Origin of the sequence: Halorussus halophilus, from assembly GCF_008831545.1 — an archaeon.
Taxonomy (GTDB): Archaea; Halobacteriota; Halobacteria; order Halobacteriales; family Haladaptataceae; genus Halorussus; species Halorussus halophilus.
Genome location: NZ_CP044523.1, coordinates 814,605 through 838,809 on the forward strand (window position 1 = coordinate 814,605; position 24,205 = coordinate 838,809).

Genomic DNA, 24,205 nt, shown 5'->3' on the forward strand with positions numbered 1-24,205 from the left:
TGCGGGCGACGGGGCGAGCCGTCGAACGCGACGATACGGGACTTGAGACCGGAAACGAGGCTGTAGGTCGGTGATTTCGAGCCGGTAGCGACTCGAAGGTATCTCTCTCTGATGGGTGTCTGCATCGTGTGTGAGAGATAGCAGACATGGACAATAAGTCGCCCGGTGTCGATGAGTTTAGCCGCTCCACGTCGCTGGAATCCGGAGTTTGTTGCCGAGAAGTCGGTCACACCGCCGCGACCCACACCCGAAACTCCTCGGGTTGGTCGAACACCTCGCGGAACAGACTGTCGATGCATTGGGCCACGCGATTCGGGTCCGCGAGCGCGGAGACGTGAACGTTCACGCCTTCGACCTCTTCGGGTCGCTGGATGCCGTCTATCTTGAACGCCGGGAACTCGCCGAGGACGGCTTTCAGAGCCTCCAATTCGTCTTCTGTACAGTCCACGTTCAGGACGCCGTCGCCGAACTGGACCCACGGCGGGGCCTCCTCGGCGTCGGTGGCGTCATCGTCTGCTTCGAACGTGCAAAACGGACTCCCGCGCTCGCGGTGGGCCGTGATGGCTTCGGCGAACAACTTCCGGCGCGTTTCGGGCGTCGCGGCGTCGAATCGAGTCATAGCTACAGGTTGGCGAGCGGGCCTGAAAAATGGATACACCTTCGGCGGTGCTACGCCGGGGACTCGATCTCTTCGAGGACGCTCTCGCCGCTCCCCGACTTCGACTCCCACTCCCATTCGTCTTCGACTCGCACGCGGCCGTCTTCGAGGAGCGTGACGACGCCGACGGAGTGACCCGTCGCCGTGTCGCCTGCCTCGTTAATCTGCGTGTAGCGAATGTCCCACTCAGTGCCGTCGAAGGTGCCGACTAAGTGTCCATCGACCACGTCGCCGCCCGAGTACTGCGCGTAGAGTCGATCGCCATCCTGTTCGAATTCGAATCGGGTGTCTTCGCTGACTTCTCCGGCGGAGGCGTTCGCGACCCCGACGAGCGTCCGCCCGTCGAGCGATACGTTTTCGGCCATGTGCTGACCAACTCAGCCGAAAATATAACTATTCGGCCCGTCGAGCCCCGCCACGCGCTTCGAAATCGAGGTCGGGAACTCCCGTGTTGCGTCGTTTATCCGCAGGTTGTCGTAGAACACGTCGAGCGTGGCCGGTTCGACGGCGTCGCCTCGGCCGATGCCCACTCGTACGAGTCGGGCGTCCTCGCCGAAGCGCTCTACGACGTTGTCGAAGTTCCGGTCGTCACCACCTTCGACGGCGGTGTACTCGAACCAACCGCTCGTTCCCTCGGTGTCGCCACGGATTCGGGCCGCAACGTCGTGTGTCTGCCACTGCTCGCTGGGGGCGTCCGCGTCGAAGGAGAGATACATGCCGTGGCGGCCGTCGCCGTTCTCCACGACGAGAAAGGTGTCGTCAGGCGCGGGACCGGCGTTGTTCGGTCCCTCGTAGTAGTCGTAGCTCAATTGCTGGACGTCGCCGAGACGCAACTCACCATCAGGTTCCACCACCGACGCGGCGTAATCGACCGTCGAGTTGCCACCCGACGTGACGTGAACCGGGTTCGGATGCGCGTCGTCGCGGACCGAGTCGGAACCGGCGGTGACTTCGGCGTCGAAGCTTCCGTCGTCGTTCAAGTCGAAGAGGACTGCACCGGGTGGGAGCGACGTATCGACCTGCTGGCTACTCACGAGTCCCGAGACGACTACCACCCCGACCACGCTCCCGACACCTGTCAGAAATCCCCGTCTCGACACGGTCCGTTCCGAACTCCCCCGTCCCATGCTCATGATTCGTACCCACCACGCCTGTCAGCATATCGTTTGGTCTCAGTTCGACGCTCTCGGCTCCCTGAAATATCTGGTGAGTGGGTAGCTGAACCCAGTCAGTCGTCTCTGTTCAGGTCGAGGACCACCGTCAGCGGGGCGTCGGTACTCTCGAACGAAATCGACCCGGAGTACCGATAGTCGTCGCGGTCGTTCGTTACCGTCCCGCGAACCTCGTCGTCGCCGATTACTTCGTCGGTGTCGCCTGCGGTCTTCCCCTTCTCGACGCGGCCGCTCACCCGGAACTTGTACGCTACTTCTTTGCCTCTGCCGCGAATCGTTATCGCGTTCGGGAGCGGTTCCGGCTTGGACTTCTCTCGCGTGTCGCGGACGAGTTTCCCGTTGACGAACACCGCGCCGCGTCCCTCGGTGTGGAGCGACCGGAGTTCGCCGGAGAACGTGAAACTGTCGCCACGGCCGTTCGCGACGGCCCCCTCGGCGGTGTGGTCGTCTAGTATCTCGTCGCCGTCGTCGGTGTCGAAGCGCCCGCCCCGCTCGATTTCTCCCGAGACGCTGAATCGGTAGACGAGCGCGCCGTCGTCGTCAGCGAGGAAGTCTATCGTGTTCGAATGTGCGCTCGCGGTTCCGCTCAGCGCAGTTCCGGCCATCCCGGCCGCGGCGGCCCCCTTCAGCATCGTTCGGCGGTCGAGGTCCCCTGTCGATTCGGACTCTCGTTGGTTGCTGTCTGCCATCGTTCGCACCCACTCGGGAATCGTCTCCGAGCGACCTGAACCCACACGGCCCTCAATCTGCATTTGCTAGGCTTTCGTCCGAATCAACTGGCGTTCAGAAGAGAAACAACGCATTTCGAGAAAGAAAGCTCGCGTGGTCGCCGGATACGCGGTGAATTCGGATGTTCGAGTGTTCCGACCGCGTCACTCCAGCAGTTGCCGAAGCCGAGACCTGATACCGAGGTCCCGCTTAGTCATGATGACCGCGTTCGGTGCGTTCGCCCCGACTTTCTCGGGTATCGTCCCGAAGACGAGTCGCTGGACCGCGCTCTCTCGGGTCGCACCGATGATAGTCATGTCGTAGTTCTCGGTCTCGGTGACGATTGTTTCGACCACGTCGTCGCCTTCGAGAACTTCACCTTCCGCGACGACGTCGTCCAGTTCGTCGAGCGTCTCTCGAATCTTGGCTTCGGCTTCTTCTCGCGTCTCTCGGTCCGCACCTGATTCCGTGACGTGGACGACTCGAATTTCGGAGCCTTCCGAACGAGCGATAGCGCGGGCGGTCTCGGCGGCCAGTTCCGCGTGCGGGCCGCCAGCGGTCGGGACCAAGATGGACTCGACAGTGGTCGTGTCGCCTATTTTCTCGACCAGTACGTCGCACTCTGCTTCGCGGACGACTTCGTCTACGGTACCGCCCAGCACCACGTCGCGGCGATGGTGCGCGCGCCCCCGCCACCCGACGAGGACGGCGTCGCTCTCGTACTGCCGAATCGTGTTGAGGATGCCGTGGGAGGCGTCGTGGCCGATGCGAACCATGCCGTTGACCGGGACGTCACTATCGACTTCTTCGGCCACGTCCATCGCGCGGTCGATGGCCGCGCGTTCCTCGCCGACGAACTGGCGTGCCTCTTCGAGTGGCGTCTGTTCGGGGACGGTGACGACGCTCATTACCAGAATCTCGCCGTCGTTGTCGGCCGCGATGTCTACTGCCGTGCGCATCAACTGCTCGACTGTCTCGGGGTTGGCGACCGGTACGACTATCTGGTAGTCGCGGTCGGCGGGCGTGTGTTCGGAGACGACGGTCGGCGTCTCGCGCTCCAGTCGTTCGGACTCGGGCGCTTGAGACTTCCAGGCGAACCAGAAGCCAACGCCGACTACTTCCGCGAGGACGCCGATGACGAACGCCTTCGGTTCGACGTTGACCAACAGGCCGAGATTGGCCAGAATTGCAACGATTGGAAGCCACGGAACGGCGGGCACTTCGAACCCGCGTTCGACTTTCGGAAACTTCCGCCGGGACTGGATGATGGCGAAGTTGACGAAGATGAGACCGCCGAGTAGCATGAAGTCCGCGAAGTGCGCGATGGAGTGGAGTCCGAGGTGGAGTCCGAGCGGGAACGTGACGCTGTGTGGGTCCACGCCGGGTGCCGTCCCGAAGAGAACGCTGAAGACGGCGATGTAGAAGAGGATGAGACCGCCAGTCAGGAGGACCGACTTGTACGGCGTGTTCAGACTCGGATGCAGGTCTTCGAACTGCTCGGGGAGGTGGTGACGGCGGGCCATCGCTAGTTTCACGCGCGACCCGGCCAGAATCGTCGCGTTCGCCGCCGACAGCATCGAGAACAACGCGCCAACGATGACGATGTAGAAGCCAACGTCGCCGAGGTAGTACTGGGCCGCCCGACCCATCGAGACTTCGCCGTTCGTCGCGACGAACGCTCTGGCGGCCTCCGGTCCGGCGAGGTTCTGCTGGTTGGCGAGGAACTGCAAGAAGTTCGTGTCGTTGACTGCCAACACGATGACGATGACGACCAGCGCGTAGACGAACGTTACGAACCCCATGCTGAAGAAGATGGCTCGCGGGATGTTCGTACTCGGTTTCTCTATCTCTTCGGCGTTCGTCGCAATCGCTTCGAAACCGAAGAACGTGATGAACACCAGCGCGGTGGTCAGTCCGAGTTGCCGGAAGTCGTTCAAGTTCTCCGAGAGCGAGTTCATCACGACGGACGACTCGAAGCCTTGGAGGCCGCCGTAGAGGAACAGGACGATGAGCGCGACTTTCAGTGCCGTGACGACGATTTGGAACAGTCCGGTCTCTTCGGTTCCTTTCAGGTTGATTGCGACGAGCAAACCGAGGACCGCCAGCCCCGACGCCCAGTACGGTGTCGCTTGCGAGATGTCCAGCGCGGGGTACATGAACCGATAGAACCAGTCCGAGAAACTCGCTAGATAGAACGCCGCACTCGCAGGGTAACCCAGAATCATCGACCACCCGACGATGTAGGTCAGGTCCGTCTCGAAGACGTTGGCGACGTACATGTAGCCGCCGCCGCTCTCGGGGTAGAGCGACGCGAACTCCGCGTAGGCGAAGGCGGTGAAACTGGCCACGATTGCGGCCAGCAAGAACGAGACGATGGCCGCCGCGCCGACGTTGCTCACGGCCAGTCCGGAGAGGACGAAGATACCTGCGGCGATCATGGTACCGACGCCCAGCGCGATTGCGCCGACGATGCCGATGTCGCGGTCCAGTTGTGCCTCTACGTCCGACCCGGTCCCACCGTCTGGCGCTACGCCGCCTTGGTTGCCTGCGTCCCCTGGTCCTGAGGCCGACATAGTTTACCTTGACTCGGAACTGTGGAAAAGTTACTGCTTGAAATATGGTGCAAAAGTAGACTGTCACGAAGTGTCTGAAACGACTGCGAAAATTCGACACGACCGGCCACTACCTTTCTTAACGTGAATCTGGTAGCTTCTGGGGATGGCCGAACACACTCGTACGTTGGGCTTCCGCGTCGCGTTCGCGCTCGGTCTGGGCACGATGATAGCCGCGGGTATCTTCTCGCTGTCTGGAACCGCGGTCGCGGCGGTCGGTTCCAGTGCAGTCATCTCGTTCGTCATCGCCGCCGTCATCGCTGGCATCACGGCCGCTTCGTACTCGGAGTTCGCCTCGATATACAGCGAGAACGGCGGCGGCTATCTGTTCTCCTCCCGGACGTTCGAAAACGACAAACTGCTCTTCGCGGTCGGAGCCTCGCTGTTCTTGGGCTACTGTGCGACGACCGCGTTCTATCTGGCGACCATGGGCGAGTGGTTCCACCAGTTCATCCTCCCGCACGGACTGTCGGTTCCCCACGGCGTTATTGCGGCTATTACCGCAATTTTGCTCGGCTACCTCAACGCGAAGGGGACCGAAGAGAGCGGGACGTTTCAGGTTCTCGTGACCGCCGCGAAGGTCGCCGTCCTCCTCGTCTTCATCGGGGGCGCGTTCGCGTGGGCGGGACCCACAGAGGCTACTACCACGTTCAGTTCGGAGTTCTCAACCGACGCGGGCGGCATCATCTCCATCGCCGCCGTAGCGTTCATCACCTTCTTCGGATTCTCGGCTATCGCCGCCAGTGCCGGGGAGATTATCGAACCGAAAGAGACGGTGCCGAAGGCCATCGCGGCCAGCATCTTCACCGTCACCGTCCTCTACATATTCGTCATCGTGGCGATGGTGAACTCACCGATTCCGCCCGAGGTGGTCGCCCAACAGGGCGAGACGGCGATGGGGAAGGTCGCCGCCGCATTCCTCGGTAGTTTCGGCAAGTGGCTCATCGTCGCCGGAGCTATCTTCAGCATGGTCTCGGCGTCGAACGCCTCCATCCTCGCGGCGTCCGGAATCGGGTCGCTGATGGGGCGACAGGGCCAAGCGCCCCGCCGACTCAGTCGCATCCACTCCGAGTACGGCACGCCGTTCTGGAGCGTCGTGGCGACGACGGGAACTATCGTCACACTCGTCGCCGTATTCATCGGTCTGTTTCCCGCAGAGGGCGGACTCGGGGTCGTTCACCTCGGCTTGAACGCACTCACTGGCTTCGCCAACCTCAACCTGCTCGCGCCGCTGGCAGTCGTCAACGTCGCGCTCATTGTCTCTCGGCGGCGACTGCCCGACATCGAACGGCCACTGAAGGTACCGTTCTCGCCGTGGATTCCGATACTCGGTATCATCGCCAACGTCGCGCTCATCTCCCGACTCCCACCGAAAGGCATCGCCGTCGGACTGGGAGTCGAAGTCGTCCTCGTCGGCGGCTACCTCGCGTGGGGCGGCGCGCCGGACGTAGACGAACTCATCCAGCAGGCCGTGCCGCGCCATCAGCCGATACGGCCGAACGGCGGCGACGAGAGCGGAGACGGCACCGGTGGAGACCAGCGAACCGCCGACACGAAGTCTGAAGAGCGATTCCGCGTCCTCGTTCCGGTCGCACGCCCCGACCGCGCGCCCAGTCACGTCCGACTGGCGGCGGCGCTAGCGAAGGTCCACGGCGAGAACCCGATTCTCCAAGTGGTCAACGTGACGCACATTCCCGAGCAGACCTCCTACGACAGCGTCGAGGAGGACGCCGAGAAGCGGGCCGACCGACTGCTCGATTCGCTGGTCGAGACCGACCTCGACGTCGAGTACACCGTCGAAGGGCACGTCTGTCGCGACGTTGGCTTCGATATCGTCCAGACTGCCCGCGACGACGACGCGGACCTCGTCGTGATGGGCTATCCCGAGGAACACTACGAAATCGCCGAGGACGTAGAGTACAACGCGCCCTGCGACGTGGTGTACTCGCAAGGCTTCGAACCTGCCGACGCCGAGCGCATCGACACGGTCAACGTCGGCGCTGGTGGTGGCCCTCACCACGAGGCACTGCTGTCGCTCGTCGGCGAACTCGGCCGAGCGGGTGCGAACGTCCACGTCATCGACGTGACGCCGGGCCACCGGGGCGGCACGCCAGAGACGGCCGAAGACACGCTCGATAGCCTTCCTGCAGGGATTTCGGTCGAGACGCACGAAATCGAGTCAGACAACGTCGCGGACGGACTAGTCGAGACGGCGCTGGCCAACGGTGGTCCGCTCGTCGTTGGCGCGTCGCGGACTCGCCTGCTCAAACGCTGGGTGTTCGGTTCGACGCCGGACCGCGTCGTCAAGCGGGCGGCGGAAGCCGGCGTCCCGGTCCTCGTCTACGCGCGCCCGACGGGACTTCCCGGGCGACTCCACGAAGCGTTGTTCCCAGTTCACCGATACGCCCGGAAGTTGCTCACCTGACGTTAGTCGGTTCATAAAAAAGGGGGTTCGGGTCGTTCGTTCGTGCATGTCGATGGAGGCGAGCGAAGCGAGTAGTCGCTGTACCGACGTGTTGACCGAGGTGTCGAACGCGGTCATCGCAGACGAAGACGTGCTGGAGACCGTTCTGACCGGCTTTCTCGCCCGTGGGCACGTCCTGCTCGAAGACGTGCCGGGCACCGGTAAGACCCTGACCGCGCGGAGTTTCGCGTCGGCGCTCGGACTCTCCTTTTCCCGTATCCAGTTCACGCCGGACTTGCTTCCGGCGGACGTGACCGGCACGCACGTGTTCAACGAGCAAGACCGTTCCTTCGAGTTCAACGAAGGCCCCATCTTCGCCAACATCGTCCTCGCGGACGAGATTAATCGTGCGCCACCGAAGACCCAGTCGGCACTGCTGGAGGCCATGGGCGAGGGGCAGGTGACGGTAGACGGCGAGACGCACGACTTGCCGGACCCCTTCTTCGTCCTCGCCACGCAGAACCCCGTCGAGCAGGAGGGGACCTTCCCGCTCCCGGAAGCCCAGAAAGACCGCTTCATCATCAAGACGAACCTCGGCTATCCCGACGCCGACGGCGAACTCGAAATCCTGAACCGGCGCGTCTCCCGAACCGCGCGAACGCCGAGTGCCGAGACGGTCTGCACGCCAAAGGCGGTCGAATCCATGCAGAGCGCGCCCGAGGAAGTCGATGTCGCACTCGACGTGCGCAAGTACATCACGTCTATCTCGCGGGCGACCCGCGACGACCCGCGCGTGAAGGCGGGTGCCTCGCCCCGCGGCACGGAGCGACTGATGGAAGTCGCCCGCGCCCGCGCGGCCCTCGACGGCCGGGACTACGTCACGCCGGACGACGTGAAGCGAGTCGCCAAACCGGGACTCGCTCACCGACTCGTGCTGACGCCGGACGCGAAGGTGGACAACGTGAAGAAGAAGACTATCGTCGAGAACGTGCTGGAAGACGTGGAAGTGCCGACGGTGAACTAGGCGGCTTTTCTCGGGGTTTCGTCCCGGTGTGATTTTTGTGGAGTTGTGTGCAGGCGACAAGCGACCGGATGCGCTCGGTGAACCAAACCACCGGAAACGGCCAGTGAATTATCTGAAGGGTGGGACTTTCGAAGAAGGAACTGCGGTTGTCCTGACTGTCGCCTAGTGACGACGAACGCAGTGACGCTAGCTACTCCCGAAACCGAGGAGAGACCGCACAGCACCGCACCAGCCACACCCTCCCCAGCCGATTCGCTCACGTCCGTTCGTTCATCCACCGAAAGACTACGCACCGATGGACGCTTTGCGTCCATCGAGCCTTCAGTCACTTCGTTCCTGGAGACTTCGCTTGTCTTTCGAGCCTTGGCTCACAGTCGTTCGCCAAGACCTCGCACGGGTTTGGCGCGACACGAGGTCGCGCCAGCGCGCGCCAGAAGAACACAACAAAAACAACGGACACTCTAATTGTACAGCGCAATCGCGAGCGTAATCGCCGCACCCAATAGCAACGCCAACCCCGCCAGCGAGACGCCGGTCACGTTCAAATCGTAGAGCCAAATCGACGCCCCGACTGCCAGCGCCGCGACGACGCTACTCGCCAAGCTATGAACCACCGAGACCATCTTCGTCTCGGCTTCCCTACCGACCTGCTCGCCGAGGCTAATGGCCTGCTTGCCAGCGTCCCACGAGAGAATCGCGGCGGCCATCCCTCCGAGCATCCCCATCTTGGTCGCCTCGTTCATTACCGCGGCCATCATGACGCTGGCGAGCAACCACCCGATGCCGACCGCCAGCACGCGTCGCTCCCAGCCTGTGCGGAGCGGAACGAACGACACCGCGACGAACGCGACGCCGAGGACGCCCGGGAGGAGGACGATTTTCTGCGCGAAGGTCGGCGGTGCGACGACCGAGTAGCCGACCGCGCCGAGCGCGGCCACGACGCCGACGAGGACGAGCGACCACCCGGCGAACGAACTGCCGCGGTCGCGGACCGCCGACCCGACTGCGAAGACGACCGCCGCACCTGCGACGGCCGCCAGCGGCGTGAACTGAGACGAACTCGGCGCGACCAAGCGCACCGTCGCGACTGCCGCCACGACCGACAGCATCGACCCGAGCGCCGTCGGTCGGTGGGTCACCTTGGTCGCGGAGTCCGGAACGGTTCGTACTTCGCTACTCATGCGTGGCTCCCTCCTCCAATTTCGATTGTCATGCGTGCCTCCGTTTCGTCGCCGCGATGGCAGAGCCGAGTTGCTCGTCGGGGTTCCAGTCCACGACCTGCACGCCAGCACGCCGCAGCGAGTGAATCTCGTTCTCCCGCTGGGCGCGGGCTATCTTCCCGCCGGGCGTCTCTCCGTCGGTCACGTCCGGGCTGACGACCGTGACGGCCGTCCCCGCCGCTTCCAGTTCGAGCGCGGTCTTCGTCGTGAACGAGTCGGCGAGCGGGGAAATCACGATGAGTTGCGTGTCCGACGCGAGTCGTTTCTTCAGTTCGGTCACCTGTGGTTCGATTGCGGGGTCCTCCTCGGGCGGAATCGCCGAGAGCGCGGGATGAGTCGCCAGCGAGTTACGGATTCGCGTGCCGTGGTCGGCCCCCGCTCCCGGCGGGTGCCAGCAGAACTCCTCGCCGATTGCCGCGAGACCGACCTGTTCGCGCGACTCCAACAGCGCCGTGACGATGTTCTCGGCGGCCGCGACGCCGTGGGCTACGGCGTGTGGTTCGTCCTCGTTCGCCCGGTAAGCCGACCGTCTGGCGTCGAGACAGACGACGACCGAGGTCGCCCGCTCTTTCCGGAAGTCCACGGTCGTCAGTTCGCCCGAACTGGCCAGTCGGTTCCAGTCGATGCGACTCATCGGGTCGCCGTGCTGGTAGTTGCGCGTCCGGTAGAACTCGATGCCTGCACCGCCGGAGTCGGTCGGCATCGGGCCGACGCGGTCGGTGGTCTGCTGGCGGAGCGGCACGTCCGGCACGCCGTCGGTGCAGTCGATTTCCGTCTCCGTGGCGACCGTCGTCTCGACTTCCGTCGCGCCGCTCCAGTCGCGGGCGAGGACGGTCGCGGGGTCGAACTGGTGGCGGCCGTGGTTCGTGTTGACGGTGTAGCTGAAGGTGGTCGTCTTGCCGGGGCGCAGGGTCGCTGCGTGGCGCGCAGTCCCGTCCACGACAGAGAGCATCGGCGGCACGCCGTCGATGATTCGCACGTCGGGGAGGGTTCGGTCGCCCACGTTTCGAATCGTCACGGTCACCTCGACTTCGCCATCGTCGGCAGGTCCCTCGCTGTCTGGTTGCTCTTCGACGCTCCGCTCGATGTCCAACTCCACCGGGAGCGTCGGCGAGACACGCGGATACACCGCGAACGCGACGGCGACGACGGCCGAGAGGAGCGCCAGCGGGCGCTTGCCGACGAGACCGACGAATCCCGCGAACAGTGCCGCCGCGACGACGCCCCGCCAGCGGTCGGTCTTTCGGGTCGTCGTCATCGGCGCACCTCCTCGGCCTTGCGGTCGATTGCGTCCGCAGTCCTGCGAATTCCGCGCTGGAACCCGCTCTCGCCGCGGAGCGCCCCACCGATTCTCGCGCCGACGCCGGTGCTGACCGAACCGCCGACGAACGCGGCGGCAGTCTCGTCGTCGGTCCACGACCCCGACTCGACGCGTTCGATTGCGGTCTCACGGTCGCAGTCCTCGGTGCGCATCGTCGTCTTCACCGCGGTTTCGCGCAGTTCGGCACGGACTTCCTCGCCGCCGTCGCCGAACAGTCGCTCCCGAATGCTCAGGCCACTCTCGGCGTACTGGTCGTACTCGGCACCGGGCGCGGGTCCGGAGGTGACTCGCTCGGGAGCGGGCGGCGTCGATTGAGAGACGCCCTCGACGGTTCGCTGGCCGAGTACTCCGAGGACGACCACGCCCGCCGCAATGCCGAATGCGACGACGAACTGGTAGTCGTTGCCCACCGCCGAGACGGCCGCATCGACCGGAAGCGGGATTGGCGTCCCCAGTACCGACGCGAATGCTAAGAGCGCGACGGCACTACCGACCAGACCGAGTGCGTAGCGAACGAATTTCATCAGTCGTCACCTCCGGCGGGGCTGTCTCGATTTCCTCCGAAGCGTCTGTCGCGATTTCTCGCGTCAGAGTTGCCGCTGATTCCGTCTTCGCTGGTGTTGTCCAATTCCTGGCGACTCTCTTTCGCGCGGCGCTCTCGCTCTTCGGTGACTTCGGCACCGCGGTACCGAACTTCTTCGAACTCGCGGGTGACCGTCTCGACGGCGTCGGGGTCCAGTCCCTGTTCGACGGCTGCGTCGGCGTATTCTGACGTGGTCTTCGCTCGTGGGCTATCGACGTTCGTCCGGCGGGCGATGGCCAACCACGCTCGCGAGATTTCGTCGCGGGGGTCTACGTCTTTCCACGGTCTGTCGGGACCAGAGTCGTCGTCGCTGTCACTGCCCTGTGGCACGAGCGCCGCGGCTAGTGCGAGCAGTCGCTCTCGATAGCGGTACGCCAGTCCCACGACGAGCGCGACGACGAGCAGTATCGGGCCCCACTTCTTCAGGAAGTCGATGAGACGGTCTATCAGACTCTCTTTCTGCACGCTAACCTGTTCGTTCACCTGCTTTTGCTCTGGCTGCTTTCTGGTCTGACTCTGGCCGTCAGTCTGCTTGTTCGCCTCCTTGTCGCCGTTCTCGCTCGCCACCTTCTTCTGGCTCTGTTCACTCTGTTGGTCGTTGCCCTGTTGGTCGTTCGTCCCGTCGGACTTGACCTCTCTTTTCAGTTCCGCCGCGTCCTCCCTGCTGATGGGGAACTGTTCGTGGCTGATGATGTCGTCGGGTTCGGTCGAGACGGACGAGTCGAGCGTCGTCGCCGACATACCGACCGCGGCGATGCATAGCAGACCGACAGCGACCGAGACGAGCATATCATTCATGAGTCACGTGTGCGCGTGAGAGCGCTCGATGTTGTGCGGTAGTCCACTCGGTCGTTTAGTTATTCAGCGAGTAATGGATTCGGCGGGAAGAAACCCACACAGAACGGCCAAGAGCCATATTTTCGGCGTTTAAGCCGGGGCTTAGGTTAGAATTCTTACTGTTCTCGCGAGATAAGGGGAATCGAAACTCGCGGGCGAAAACGAGAATCGATGGGCGAAACTGAAACTCGGAGAACGAATGCGGAAACTCAACGAGCGAGGGCGAACGTCGCACCGAGCAGTAGTCCGTAGACGAGGTGCGCGAGTGCGAGGACCACGGGCAAGACGAACTCGCCGAAACCGGTCGGGAGCGGCAACAACGGGACCGGTAGCGCCTCCGCACGGACCGCGTTCAGCCAGAGCGGCAAGAGGAACCCACCGGTGAACACTCCGAGACCGGCACCGTAGAGGACGCCTAAGCCTGTCGTTCCGCCGACCGTTCCGGTGTAGCCGGAGAGTAATGGACTGGAGACGACGCCAGCGAACAGGAGCGCGAAGAAGACGCTGGTCACGAGGTGGACCAACCACCCGCCCAGTACCGTCGGCAGTCCGAAGAGCGCGCCGACGAGTGGCATCGCGTCGGCACCGAACTGGAGGACGAGGCCCATGCCGACGCCAGCGACGAGGCCCGCGACGACGCCGGCGGTCCACGTTCGGGTCTTCGTCGGTCGTGCGGTGGCAGTCTCTTCGACGGTCATGTGAATATCTGTCACACGCCGGCGACCAACTTATATCGCGTTGTCGGCGAACGAGGAAGACGCCGACGTTCCACGCTGATTGAACAGTCCCACGCCTCGTGAGGGTTTCGAGGAGAGACGTTCGGACGTGAGGGTCGTACTGACACTGCTTAGAGCAATTGCACTGATAGCTGGTTTCGTGGAGCGACACTGTCTCTCGTAGAGACCCCGTGCAGCCTGTCGATTCGGGGAGTCTCCCGGGAAACGTTAATACGTTCCACACCTCTAGCTCTGTAATTCGAGTGAACAGCCAGCATGACAACTTCTGACCCTTCGTGGGGTGGCGCGGCCCACCTCACGAGCATCCTCGACCGGACCACCGACGCGGTGTTCGCCTTCGACGACGAGTGGCGATACGTGTACGTCAACGCCGTGGGCGACGAGATGAGTCGCCAAAACGTCGGGCTATCGAGCGACGACTTACTCGGCGAGGTACTCTGGGACGTCCTCCCCGAACTGAAAGAGACCGAACTGTACGAGCGTGGGGACGAGGCGATGGAGACCCAGCAACCGGTCACGTTCGAGGAGGCGTACGACCCCACGGAGTCGTGGTTCGAAGTTCGGCTCTTCCCCTCTCCGGAAGGACTGTCGGTCCACGTCCGCGACGTGACCGAGCAAAAACAGCTCGAAGCCGACAAGCGGGCGGTAGAGCGAGAGAAAGAAGCGACGCTCGACCGGGTGAGCGACACCGTCTGGGCGCTCGACGAGGAGTGTCGATACACGTATCTCAATCAGGGGGCACGCGAGTTAGCTCGGGAATGGGGTAGTTCGAACCCGGAGGAACTCGTCGGGACCGTCGTCTGGGAGGCGTTTCCCGACGCGACTGATCTCTGTGTCTACGAAGCGGTGAATCGTGCGTTCGATACCCAACAGCGCGTAGAAATTATCGACCATCTCGACAAAATCGACCGCTGTTTCGAGACTCAAATCTATCCGTCTCCCTCTGGCGTGACCATCTACTCACGTGACGTGACCGAACAGAAGCGCCGCGAGTCCGAACTCGAACAGTACGAGCGGATCCTCGACACCATCACCGACGGCGTCTGCGTGCTCGACGAGGAGGCAAACTTCGTCCTCGTCAACGACGCGTTCGTCAAGTTGGTCGGCCACACCAGATTGGAGTTGTTGGACGCCGACCTCTCGCTACTCGTCGGCGACGAGACCATGCGCCGGGCACAGGAGATGCGAAACGAGATGTCGCCGGGCGAGAGCGAAACCGTCGAGGTCGAACACAGAGTCGGCGGGGCGGCCCTCGACTTCGAAGTACAGTTGACCCCGTTCCCGGTCGATGGCGAGTTGACCGGAACGGTCGGCGTCGTCCGCGACGTGAGCGAGCGCAAGCAGTTGGAGGCCGAACTCGACGAAATCACAGACCGTATCACGGACGGCTTCTACGCGCTCACGCCCGACTGGCGGGTCGTCTACTGGAACGACGAGATGGAACACCGACTCGGCGTCTCCAGCGACGAAATCGTCGGCGAGAACATCCTAGACGTTTTCCCAGAGTTGCGCGAGAACGTCGCGTACACCCGATTCGTCGAGGCGATGGAGACCCAAGAGGCGAGTACGTTCCAGTCGTACGCGCCTCGGTGGGACAAGTGGACCGAAATCAGCGTCTACCCCTCCGAAGCAGGACTGTCAATCTACTCCCGGGACATCACCGAACGGAAAGCGCGCGAGCGGGAACTCGGGGAGACGAAAGAGCGGTTGGAACTCGCACTCGCAGGGACCGAGACCGGTGTCTGGGAGCGCGACGTCGGAACGGACGAGATCGTCTGGGACGAGACGGTAGAACGTATCTTCGGACTGGAACCCGGCACCTTCGAGGAGACCTACGACGCCTTTCTCGACTACGTCCACCCCGAGGACCGAACCCCGCTCCAGCGAGCGACAGAACAGGCACTCGAAGCCGACGAGACGCTCTCGGTCGAGTACCGTATCACCCGAGAAGACGGCACTCGGCGATGGATAGAATCGAGAGGCAACGTCCACCACAACGAAGACGGTTGCTCCGACAGATTCGTCGGTGTTCTCCGCGACGTGACCGAACAGAAAGAGCGCGAACGAGACCTCGAACAGTACGAGACCATCGTCGAGACTGCGAGCGACGGCATCTACGCACTCGACCCGCAGTTACGGTTCACGATGGTCAACGACGCGTTCGTCGAGATGACGGGGTACGACTACGAGGAGTTGCTGGGCAACGATCTTTCGCTCGTCGCCGACTCCAGTGCATTCGAGAAGGGTCGGGCGTTACGCGACCAACTCCGCGATGGCGACCGAGAGGTCGGCGTCGTTGCCGACGAGATGCTTCGTGCGGGCGGGACTCGACTTCCCGTGGAAGCACGAATCGCGCTCCTAGAGACCGACGACGAGTACGTCGGCTCTGTCGGGGTCACCCGCGACGTCTCCGAGCGCGTCGTCTACGAGCGCGAACTGGAGGACAGGACCGAGCGATTGGAGTCGCTCATCGACAGCGGTCCGCTCGTCGTCTACACGCTCGACCCGGACGGCATCTTCACGCTCTCGGAGGGGGCGGGTCTCGACAGACTCGGCGTCGAACGAGGCGAAGTCGTCGGCCAGTCGGTCTTCGACGTGTACGAATCGTATCCCGAAATCACCGACCTGCACGAACGCGCCCTCGCAGGTGAGACGGTCCAGCGAACCGTGGCAGTTCAGGACCTCGTCTTCGACAACACCGTTCGCCCCATCTTCGGCGAGGACGGCGACATCGAGCGCGTGGTCGGCGTCGCGTTCGACATCACCGACCGCCGCAGATACGAAGACGCGCTCACGGCACTCCACGGCACCGCCCAGAAGCTCTTGGGCGTCCAGACGAGAGCGGACGTGTATCAGGAGGTGCTCGACGCCGCCGACGACGTGGCCGACCTCCCGTTCACCTGCATCTACGTCCCCGACGAAGAAGCGGGCGTCCTCAGGCCCACGATGGCCGCGACAGGGGTCGCCGAGGAACTCGAAGACCCACCGACGGTCCCTATCGAGGGAAGCATCGTCGGCACCGTCTACGAGACGCGGGAGCCGACCGTGTTCGAGGACATCCACGACTCGCCCGAGTTGTACGACGAGTCGTACCCCTCGAAGAGTGGCATGTTCGTCCCGCTCGGCGACTACGGCGTTCTCGCAAGCGGCGCTCAGGAGCCGGGAGTGTTCGACGAGAGTGCCCGCCGTTTGGCCGAACTACTGGCCGCGACGGCGGAAGCCGCACTCGACCGCATCGAACACGAACGCGAACTCACGTCGTGGGCCGAACGACTCGAATCGGTGGTCGAGAACGCGCCGCTGTTGGTGTACGCCCTCGACAGCGACGGGCAGTACACGCTCCTAGAGGGTGCAGGACTCGACGCACTCGGCCTCGAAACGGGCGAATTCGTCGGCCAGTCCGTCTTCGAGACCTGTGCGGACGACGAACGACTCGTGGACGCCCACAAACGGGCACTCGGCGGGGAGTCGGTCCACGCCGTCGCCGAACGGCGGGGACTCACCTTCGAGAACTGGTGTCGGCCCATCTTCGACGGCGACGAAGTCGTCCGAGTCATCGGCGTCGGTCTCGACATCACCGAGCGCGCACAGTACGAGGACGCACTGGCCGCACTCCACCGGTCCAGCAGAGACCTGCTACACGCCAGAACCGACGACGACGTTGCGACCAAAGTGGTCGAAGGCAGCGACGAAATCCTCGACTTGACCGGTGTCGTCGTCTACCTCTTCGACGAGGACGAGACTCTGCTCCGACCGGTCGCACACTCCGAAGACGTGCCATTACTCGTCGGCGAACCTCCGGCGTTCGGCCCGGAGTCGAGCATCGTTTGGAACACGTTCGTCACGGGCGAGACGGCCTCGTTCGACGACGTGCGCGACTCTGAAGACGTCGCCAACGAGAACACCTCGATTCGAAGCGGCCTGTACATCCCACTCGGAAACCACGGCGTGTTGACGGTCATCTCGCCAGAAGTCGGATTCTTCGACGAGCAGACGGCCGAACTCGTGGACCTGTTCGCGACGACTGCAGAGACGTCGTTAGACCGGGTCGCCCGCGAGCAGGCTATCAAGGACCACCAGTGGGAACTACAACAGCAAGCCAGTCGCCTCGAACAACTGAACGAAATCACGGAACAACTCCGCCGGGTCGAGCGCGTCCTCGTGTTCGAGAGTAGTCGCGCCGACATCGAGCAGGCCGTCTGTGAACAACTTACCGCGAGCGACCGCTTCTCGTTCGCATGGATCGGCGAACAGACAGACGGCGGCGTCGAACCGCGCACGTGGGCCGGGAACGAACTCGGCTACCTCGACAGCGCGACCTGCTCCGACGAACCGGCAACCAATACGTTACGGACCCGCGAACCGACCGTGGTCGAGAACGTCGCCGACGGCTTGCGGAGCGAACCGTGGCGCAGCGAGGCCCTCTCGCGTGGCTTCCAGTCGGTCATCAGCGTGCCACTCGTCTACGACGAGTTAGTGTACGGCGTGCTGAGCGTCTACGCGACTCGCGCCGACGGCTTCGACCCGATGTTCCAAACGGTCTTCGCGGAACTCGGCGACACTATCGCGCACGCCATCGACGCCGCCGAGGCAAAGCAGGGACTGCTGACCGACGACGTGGTCGAACTCGACCTCCGGATTCCGCGGGCGGCCGACCCGCTTGCGCGTCTCGCCCGAGAGACCGGCGGTGTGACCCGATTCGAAGGACTGGTCCCCGGCGTCAACGGCGAGCGACTGTTCTTCTCGGTGGCAGATGCCTCGGTCGATAGCGTAATCGCGGCGGCCGAGTCGTCAGTCGTCGTCTCGTCGATTCGGGTCGTCTCCGACCGCGAAGAGAGCAGTCTCTTCGAGATGACTGTCGATGGCCCCCTGCTGGCGACCGTTCTCAGCGACCACGGTGCCGTCCCCCACGAAATCGAGACCGACGGCGACCAGACGCGCGTCGTGGTCGAACTCTCGCGGGCCGTGGACGTGCGCTCGTTCGTCGAAGCGCTCCGCGTCCGATACCCCGAGACGGAACTCGCGGCGCGGCGCGACCACGAACGCTCGCTCCAGACGCGCGAAACCTTCCGCGACGACGTGGACGCCGCGATGACCGACCGCCAGCACGAAGTCCTCCAGACGGCCTATCTGAGCGGCTACTTCGACACGCCACGACAATCGACCGGCGAAGAAGTCGCGGCAGTGCTGGGCATCACGCAACCGACGTTCGCCAACCACCTCCGGGGCGGCGAGCGGAAACTGTTCGAGTTGCTCTACGGAAGCTAGTTATCTAGCCCCCCACCGTTCGGGAGGCTAGCTACCGTGAGAGAAGTGCTATTCTCTACCAGTACGTTGAGAGAGACGTAGACTATGACCACGAAACCGCCCGATACCGTTCGCCTCTCCCGTGCGGACGCGACGGTGAGCGAACTCGTCGTCGAAGCCATCAGCATCTGTGTCGGTGCGGAACCGACAGACCTCGGCGTGACGCTGTACGACGTCGTAGACCCCGACGCGCTGGACCGACTCTTCGGCGTGCAGACCGACGGCACGCCACGGGTCGGTGGTCAGGTCACGTTCTCGATTGCCGATTGTACCGTCGAAGTCACCGACGAGACCGTCAGCGCGACGCCGAACCAACTCGCGTGACCGACGCTATGCCCACGGAGGAGCGACTCGCCATGACGAACGACGACCGTTGCACCAACTGCGGCGACGAAATAGACACGTCTCAGTGGTATCCGGTCGTCACGCGGACTGTCGATAGCGAGGTGCAACTGTACTCGTTCTGCGACGAGGACTGCCGCGACGACTGGACCCCAGACTCCCCATAACCGAACTGACTACCCCCAATATGACTCCCAAACAAACCAAGTACACTCCCGAATCAGTCGTCCTCTCGACCGACTACGTCCACGGGTCGGCCAGAATTACGCTGTTGTTCGACCCCGACAACGACGACGCGTGGTTAGAATCAGACATGTCAGTAGCTGTCGAGGAGTGAGCGGTTTTTCAGCGTCGTTCTTGTGATCTAAGGTAGCCGTCGCTCACGGGGATTACGGCGTGAACGATTTCGAAAACGGACCCGAATTATCCGCCGAACATCTCGCGCATGTTCGTCCAAAACTAACTAATATCTGGCCTGCGTTAACCCGATTATGACGAACATAAACGATACCAACAACGTCACGGGAAAACTCGAAAGGCAGTGGGAACTCCTCGAAGAAGCCGAAATCGACGAGAGGGACCGCGAAGCGATCCGAGAATTCGTCGAACTCCACCGCCGGAGCGTCGAAAACTGTGCGCCGAATACGCTGATTAACGATCTCACGAACCTTCGAATGGCGTCCAAACGTGCAGAGACGCCACTCCGCGAGATGGACATGAAAGGCGTCCGAAAGTTGCTTTCGGCGTTGACGACACCAAAGAATCGGGGTGGATACGGACTGGACCCGGACGGTGGGGGAATTTTCGGCTACAAACGTGCTCTTCGAGTGTTCTTCGACTGGTTGGACGATGACCCCGACTACGGTGACTACGAGTTCGCGGAGCGTATCGAACTGCCGTCCCAACAAACCGATCGTGTTGGCGAGGACCAGATGCTGGAACCGTCCGAGGTCGAAAAGTTGAAGGAAAAGGCTCGGAACCCGAGAGACCGAGCATTGATCCAATTCTTGGCCGACACCGGTGCTCGCATTTCGCTGGCGTCTCAGCTTCGAGTCGGGGACATCCACGATCTCGATACTAATCGTCCGACGTTCACGCCGAATCCCGATGGACGCGGGCACAAGGGCGCGCCAGACAAGAATTACCCTATCCTGTATAGCCGAGCGGAACTTCGAGCGTATATCAACCAGCATCACGTCGACACCCGCCCCGAAGCACCGCTTTGGCACGTTCTTCGTGGGTACGACCACGAGAACCCACAAGAGAGTGCAGTCGCTGCAGATAGAATCCGAGACATGCTTCGAGAGTGTCGAAGACGGACGGACATCGACAAGCGCGTGACTCCGCACACTTTCCGCCATACCGCACTGACCCGCTTGTCGAGAGCAGGTCACAGCCCCCAAGAGATAATGCACATCGCGGGATGGGCCGATGAGCGCATGCTCGAGCGATACGACCATACTTCCGACGAAGAGCGCAACGAACGACTGCGCGCGGAAGCAGGCTTCATCGACGAACCGGAAGTCGGAACCAACCCACCTACGCCGAAGACGTGTACGAACTGTCGGGAGAAAGTCGGTCCCGAGGCGCGGTTCTGTCCAACGTGCGGGAGTCCGGTCACCGATGACGCTCGAAATGCGGTACAGCGACAAGAAGACGAGTTCTTCGAGTCGGCGGCACGCACTGACGAGTTGGTCGAGGAAGTACAGCAGGTCCGCCAACTGCTCCACGAGTTTCCCGCGCTTCGGAGCGCGGTGACCGACTGCTGACGCAGTCATTCGTAATCACCGATGGCCCCTTCGTCAACTGCATCGAGTAGTTGTCGCGCGTATCTCGCAACCGGTAAATCGGATTTCGCCAGTCGCTCGAGACTACGTCGGTTCTCTTCAATAGCTTCTGACGGAGTCTCGTAGTCGTCGATTTCAGTCACGTCGGTCACCCCCCGACGCAGCGATAGAAGAACTGTTCTTCCCGAGGTAGAGGTGGCGTTTGACGTGCTCTTCGATGCGGTGAGTATTGGTGGGCAATTGTGTATTGTCCATCTGTCTTCTGGTGTATCTACACCGAGAAGCCAATCCGCGAACGGCCTCAGGCTACTTCCCCGAAACTGTTTTCAGGACTGCGAACCCAGAGAGGAACGCGGTTTACGGGCTTTCTCGGTCCGTTCCGCTGTTTCAGACACCGGCGACCGTTACCTTTGGACGGGGTGGTCGTCGGTGTCGAACAATACTCCAACAGCGACTGCTCTATTCGTCGCAGTCCGGCGAATCGTCGGGGTCGTACTGTCGGACCATCTTCTGGAGCAGTTCGTCGTACGTCTCCCCGCCGCGTTTCTGTGCCTTGAGCGTTCGGCGCGTCGAACGCGAAACGGGAATCCGCGAGTCAGTCGATTGCACCATTCGAATTACACCGACGTACCGCATCGGTAAATATATTTCGAGCGAAGAACTAACTACTCGTAGGCAGAATTAGACTTATCATGAATGAAGAAAATGACATCGACCCTACGGAACTGTTCTCCGGCACACAAAAAGCAGGGGATGAAATCGATGCTGCAGAGGGATCACTGCCAAAGGGGGAGAAAATCACTCCAGCCGAAACATTCGATAACGACCGACCGCGCGGAATTCTCTCGGAAGCAGACCGAGACTACCTGTGTGGAGAGAAGGAGTACAAGCACGCACAATCTGAGGCGAACCGCCGTCAAGAAATCCGTGAGCGGATTACGAATGGACTTGAAGATTTCATTTTACTGTGGGTGCTGCTAGACGAGCGAGAGCGCACGAAAATCTTCGAAGAGATGGGCGACAATCGACTCAAAGATAGTCTCGCAGGAATGGTAGCATTCACATATCTCGGACTAGACCAAGACGCAGATCGATTAGAAGACATTATCGAGAATGGCGTCTATTTCGGTTCAAACATCGACGAAAGCGGAAGATGGGCAGGTGAAGCTATAGACGTCGATGCCTCAATTGATATTGAGTATAATCCCGACGTAGGGGGCATTTACAAACGTTTCAAAGAAGGAAAAGGGCACCAACTCACTCCTGCAGAAATTGGCGTCTTGGTTCGTGAGGGCAAATTAGACGGAGCAGACATCAACTCGTTGGAGGGGTCGTGGCATCAGCCTCCATTTAGTAAAAACGCCAGCAGCAACGACGAAGATGAGAAAGATTCGTAGATAATAACCGGATTCCTCTGGCTTGGTATTGGGGGAACGAAATTTCTTCTAGAACAAGCAGGCTAACAGTAGAAGTATCTCATAGGGACTTTCCCTTGAATTCGCTTCTTAGACCAACAACCACAGGTAATGTATTGGGCTTCTCGCGGTCTGGTTCGGGTTATAAAATCCAAGATATTCCTTGGATTTCTCTAAGTGTTATTCAAACGAAGGTTTTTCGTGTTGGAGTGTGAAGAAAGGAGTTGTAATGGGAACATTATACTTCGACATCGAAACTGCGAGTCCGTTTCGAGAACCCCAAGAATTTGGTGACTTCGAGAAAACGAAGTTCTTCGAACCGACCATCTTCGCAGTCGGTTATCGACCGGACGAAGAGGATTCGAAGACAGACCTCGTCACCGACACCTTCTTTCGAAACGGCCCGTGGGGGTCAGAACACGATCTCGGCTTGTACGAACGATTGTTCGAATTCTGTGATAGACAGGGACCAATCGATCGAGTAGTAACCCACAATGGGGACGGCTTCGATTGTATCCACTTCGAGAACTGGGCAGTTAGAATCGAGGACGACGAAGAAGGTAGTGAGGTGACGCCGAAAGTTCGGGCACTTCTCGACAATCACATCGACTTAATGCCCACCGCCGTCGAACGATGTCGAGAACCACTTGGACTCGAAGAATGGCGTGACCTCGTATCGCTTGACGACGCCTGCGATGTCGCTGGCACCGAAAACCCCACAATCAACCATGATGACTATGATTTAAATCAGGAATTGATACTCGAAGCAAAAAGGCAGGAAGACGAACCGTACCTTACGAATAAGCAGGTTCCCATTTTCGGTAAAACGTACGTTGACTTGATCAGCGACGGGAAACGAGAGTCCACCGAGTGTCAAGAACTGAAGCGAGCACTCCACGACTACGCTGTGAGCGACATCACTCCGCTTGCCGAACTCGATCGTAAGTGGTTGTCCTGATAGCCTCGACGAATTTTCACGCTACCGGCAACGAAGTTTACAAGACTGGATAACGAGCCCGTGTTATGGCACCGGGTCAGCAAGTAGAAAAACTTCGTAGTAAAGAACGGAAACGGCGTGCTCGCGTGGAAGAGTTAGAAAGAGAAGTTGAGGAATATACCGCAACGGAGACTCGACGGCGGAGTGCCGCTGCGACAGACTATCCTGGGGAATTCAGTCTATCCAGTCTCGAAGCAGCAAAATTTTGGGATAACGACCAACATTCCAGTATAAAAAGCCGTATCGTAGAAGAGATTCGCCGAAGCCAAGAGTACCAAGAATTGACTGCTGAATTAGAAGACGCAAAGTCGGCACTTGACGACGTGTATTACGAAATCGTATCTCTCGCGCCTCAAGAGGCAACATACGAAGAGAAAATCCACGTTTTCTACGAAGCGATCCGTTGGAATAAGCGTAGTATTGACGAGTACATCGGGTGTGTATCGCAGTACACTCATCGTTTCTACTGGGACGACGAGAGAGAAATGGTCCGAGAGAAAAACTGGTCACAGAAGCGGAAGGATGCTCAAGTGACGGGTCCCCACCGAGAGCAGATACTCAAAGAGTACGACTCCGGATGCGTAAAGTGTGGTAACCGGAATGAAGACGAAATCGTCATTCACCACATCGAAACCGTAGTCGAAGGTGGTACGTCCGATAACGACAATCTCGCACCGCTATGTGTACGATGTCATAAAGAGTCTCATGATGGTAACCCAGCAGGTGGAGGAGTCATCTACGACTCAGTCGCCCAGTTTTGGGAGTGGGCGAATAATTAGGGTATTGACCCACTTAGACTGCTATTTACAGCGAACAATTTCCACACCGTTGCTGTCGTGTTCGACTTCACAAGTGAAGTACTCGTTTTCCGGAAACAGAATCAACCGGTCTTCATCATCGTTTTCGACTCGAAGTACGTTTTCCGCCGTCCAATCTGCATTTTCTGGCCCTTCCCAAGTGTAGTAATTATTCTCTCCTTTCACCGCAAAATCGAGTGTCGCAGATCCACTAGCCAGAATGTGTTCTACCTGCGTGAGTTTTGTTCCTTCGGAGACACGCGGCATAGTGGGTAGAACTCTAT

The 24,205-nt window shown here is 61.0% G+C and carries 22 protein-coding genes; 10 read left to right on the top strand and 12 right to left on the bottom strand.

Annotation, left to right across the window (positions count from 1 at the left end; translation table 11 throughout):
• Positions 1 to 226: 226 nt before the first annotated feature.
• The 5 genes from F7R90_RS04040 to F7R90_RS04060 form a co-directional block, all read right to left on the bottom strand.
• A complete protein-coding gene (locus tag F7R90_RS04040) occupies positions 227 to 619 on the bottom strand; it encodes a hypothetical protein (protein WP_158055994.1) in 393 nt (130 codons plus the stop codon).
• 50 nt (positions 620 to 669) lie between these two features.
• Positions 670 to 1,023 (bottom strand): hypothetical protein, encoded by a 354-nt coding sequence (locus F7R90_RS04045; RefSeq protein ID WP_158055995.1) that lies wholly within the window; start codon positions 1,021 to 1,023, stop codon positions 670 to 672.
• 12 nt (positions 1,024 to 1,035) lie between these two features.
• Positions 1,036 to 1,791 carry a twin-arginine translocation signal domain-containing protein gene (locus F7R90_RS04050; protein WP_158055996.1) on the bottom strand — a complete coding sequence of 252 codons (756 nt, stop codon included), beginning with the start codon at positions 1,789 to 1,791 and terminating at the stop codon, positions 1,036 to 1,038.
• Positions 1,792 to 1,886: 95 nt separating this feature from the next.
• Complete coding sequence (locus F7R90_RS04055) at positions 1,887 to 2,519, bottom strand: hypothetical protein (RefSeq protein ID WP_225741256.1); 633 nt, start codon at positions 2,517 to 2,519, stop codon at positions 1,887 to 1,889.
• A gap of 183 nt (positions 2,520 to 2,702) precedes the next feature.
• The gene (locus tag F7R90_RS04060; RefSeq protein ID WP_158055998.1) at positions 2,703 to 5,111 is read right to left on the bottom strand and encodes an amino acid permease; all 2,409 of its coding nucleotides are present in this window, start codon (positions 5,109 to 5,111) and stop codon (positions 2,703 to 2,705) included.
• Positions 5,112 to 5,256: 145 nt separating this feature from the next.
• On the opposite strand from F7R90_RS04060, the gene F7R90_RS04065 reads away from it, so the two are divergent.
• Positions 5,257 to 7,575: an amino acid permease gene (locus F7R90_RS04065; protein ID WP_158055999.1), complete on the top strand. Its 2,319-nt coding sequence runs from the start codon at positions 5,257 to 5,259 to the stop codon at positions 7,573 to 7,575.
• 52 nt (positions 7,576 to 7,627) lie between these two features.
• Positions 7,628 to 8,578 carry an AAA family ATPase gene (locus tag F7R90_RS04070; RefSeq protein WP_158058829.1) on the top strand — a complete coding sequence of 317 codons (951 nt, stop codon included), beginning with the start codon at positions 7,628 to 7,630 and terminating at the stop codon, positions 8,576 to 8,578.
• Between the two features lie 461 nt (positions 8,579 to 9,039).
• On the opposite strand, the gene F7R90_RS04075 is transcribed toward F7R90_RS04070, so the two are convergent.
• The 5 genes from F7R90_RS04075 to F7R90_RS04095 form a co-directional block, all read right to left on the bottom strand.
• A complete protein-coding gene (locus F7R90_RS04075) occupies positions 9,040 to 9,759 on the bottom strand; it encodes a DUF7519 family protein (protein WP_158056000.1) in 720 nt (239 codons plus the stop codon).
• Positions 9,760 to 9,787: 28 nt separating this feature from the next.
• Entirely contained in the window at positions 9,788 to 11,056 is a 1,269-nt protein-coding gene (locus tag F7R90_RS04080) for a DUF58 domain-containing protein (protein ID WP_158056001.1), read from the bottom strand.
• Positions 11,053 to 11,643, bottom strand: a complete 591-nt coding sequence (locus F7R90_RS04085) for a DUF7269 family protein (protein WP_158056002.1) — start codon at positions 11,641 to 11,643, stop codon at positions 11,053 to 11,055. Before F7R90_RS04085 ends, F7R90_RS04080 begins: the two co-directional genes overlap by 4 nt.
• Positions 11,643 to 12,500, bottom strand: coding sequence for a DUF4129 domain-containing protein (locus tag F7R90_RS04090; protein ID WP_158056003.1), 858 nt, complete (start codon positions 12,498 to 12,500; stop codon positions 11,643 to 11,645). The genes F7R90_RS04085 and F7R90_RS04090 overlap by 1 nt, the downstream gene beginning before the upstream one ends.
• 248 nt (positions 12,501 to 12,748) lie before the next feature.
• Positions 12,749 to 13,252 (bottom strand): hypothetical protein, encoded by a 504-nt coding sequence (locus F7R90_RS04095; protein WP_225741257.1) that lies wholly within the window; start codon positions 13,250 to 13,252, stop codon positions 12,749 to 12,751.
• Positions 13,253 to 13,531: 279 nt separating this feature from the next.
• Between F7R90_RS04095 and F7R90_RS04100 the strand changes: the two genes are divergently transcribed.
• The 5 genes from F7R90_RS04100 to F7R90_RS04110 all read left to right on the top strand — a co-directional run bounded on the left by F7R90_RS04100 (position 13,532) and on the right by F7R90_RS04110 (position 20,694).
• Positions 13,532 to 18,544 (top strand): PAS domain S-box protein, encoded by a 5,013-nt coding sequence (locus F7R90_RS04100; RefSeq protein WP_158056004.1) that lies wholly within the window; start codon positions 13,532 to 13,534, stop codon positions 18,542 to 18,544.
• Between the two features lie 84 nt (positions 18,545 to 18,628).
• Complete coding sequence (locus F7R90_RS04105) at positions 18,629 to 18,907, top strand: HalOD1 output domain-containing protein (RefSeq protein WP_158056005.1); 279 nt, start codon at positions 18,629 to 18,631, stop codon at positions 18,905 to 18,907.
• Positions 18,908 to 18,915: 8 nt separating this feature from the next.
• The gene (locus tag F7R90_RS22030) at positions 18,916 to 19,092 is read left to right on the top strand and encodes a DUF7576 family protein (RefSeq protein WP_449272371.1); all 177 of its coding nucleotides are present in this window, start codon (positions 18,916 to 18,918) and stop codon (positions 19,090 to 19,092) included.
• Positions 19,093 to 19,112: 20 nt separating this feature from the next.
• Positions 19,113 to 19,262 carry a hypothetical protein gene (locus F7R90_RS22035; protein WP_192498393.1) on the top strand — a complete coding sequence of 50 codons (150 nt, stop codon included), beginning with the start codon at positions 19,113 to 19,115 and terminating at the stop codon, positions 19,260 to 19,262.
• A 154-nt stretch (positions 19,263 to 19,416) separates the two neighbouring features.
• Positions 19,417 to 20,694: a site-specific integrase gene (locus F7R90_RS04110; protein WP_158056006.1), complete on the top strand. Its 1,278-nt coding sequence runs from the start codon at positions 19,417 to 19,419 to the stop codon at positions 20,692 to 20,694.
• 477 nt (positions 20,695 to 21,171) lie between these two features.
• Here the strand turns inward: F7R90_RS04110 and F7R90_RS22040 are convergent, their stop codons facing one another.
• A complete protein-coding gene (locus F7R90_RS22040; RefSeq protein ID WP_192498394.1) occupies positions 21,172 to 21,324 on the bottom strand; it encodes a hypothetical protein in 153 nt (50 codons plus the stop codon).
• Positions 21,325 to 21,404: 80 nt separating this feature from the next.
• Between F7R90_RS22040 and F7R90_RS04115 the strand changes: the two genes are divergently transcribed.
• The 3 genes from F7R90_RS04115 to F7R90_RS04125 all read left to right on the top strand — a co-directional run bounded on the left by F7R90_RS04115 (position 21,405) and on the right by F7R90_RS04125 (position 23,903).
• Positions 21,405 to 22,109, top strand: a complete 705-nt coding sequence (locus F7R90_RS04115; RefSeq protein WP_158056007.1) for a hypothetical protein — start codon at positions 21,405 to 21,407, stop codon at positions 22,107 to 22,109.
• A gap of 229 nt (positions 22,110 to 22,338) precedes the next feature.
• Positions 22,339 to 23,085: a hypothetical protein gene (locus F7R90_RS04120; protein ID WP_158056008.1), complete on the top strand. Its 747-nt coding sequence runs from the start codon at positions 22,339 to 22,341 to the stop codon at positions 23,083 to 23,085.
• A gap of 125 nt (positions 23,086 to 23,210) precedes the next feature.
• Positions 23,211 to 23,903, top strand: a complete 693-nt coding sequence (locus F7R90_RS04125) for an HNH endonuclease signature motif containing protein (RefSeq protein ID WP_192498395.1) — start codon at positions 23,211 to 23,213, stop codon at positions 23,901 to 23,903.
• 21 nt (positions 23,904 to 23,924) lie between these two features.
• Here F7R90_RS04125 and F7R90_RS04130 read toward each other — a convergent pair whose 3' ends face one another.
• Positions 23,925 to 24,188, bottom strand: coding sequence for a hypothetical protein (locus F7R90_RS04130; RefSeq protein WP_158056010.1), 264 nt, complete (start codon positions 24,186 to 24,188; stop codon positions 23,925 to 23,927).
• Positions 24,189 to 24,205 lie beyond the last annotated feature (17 nt).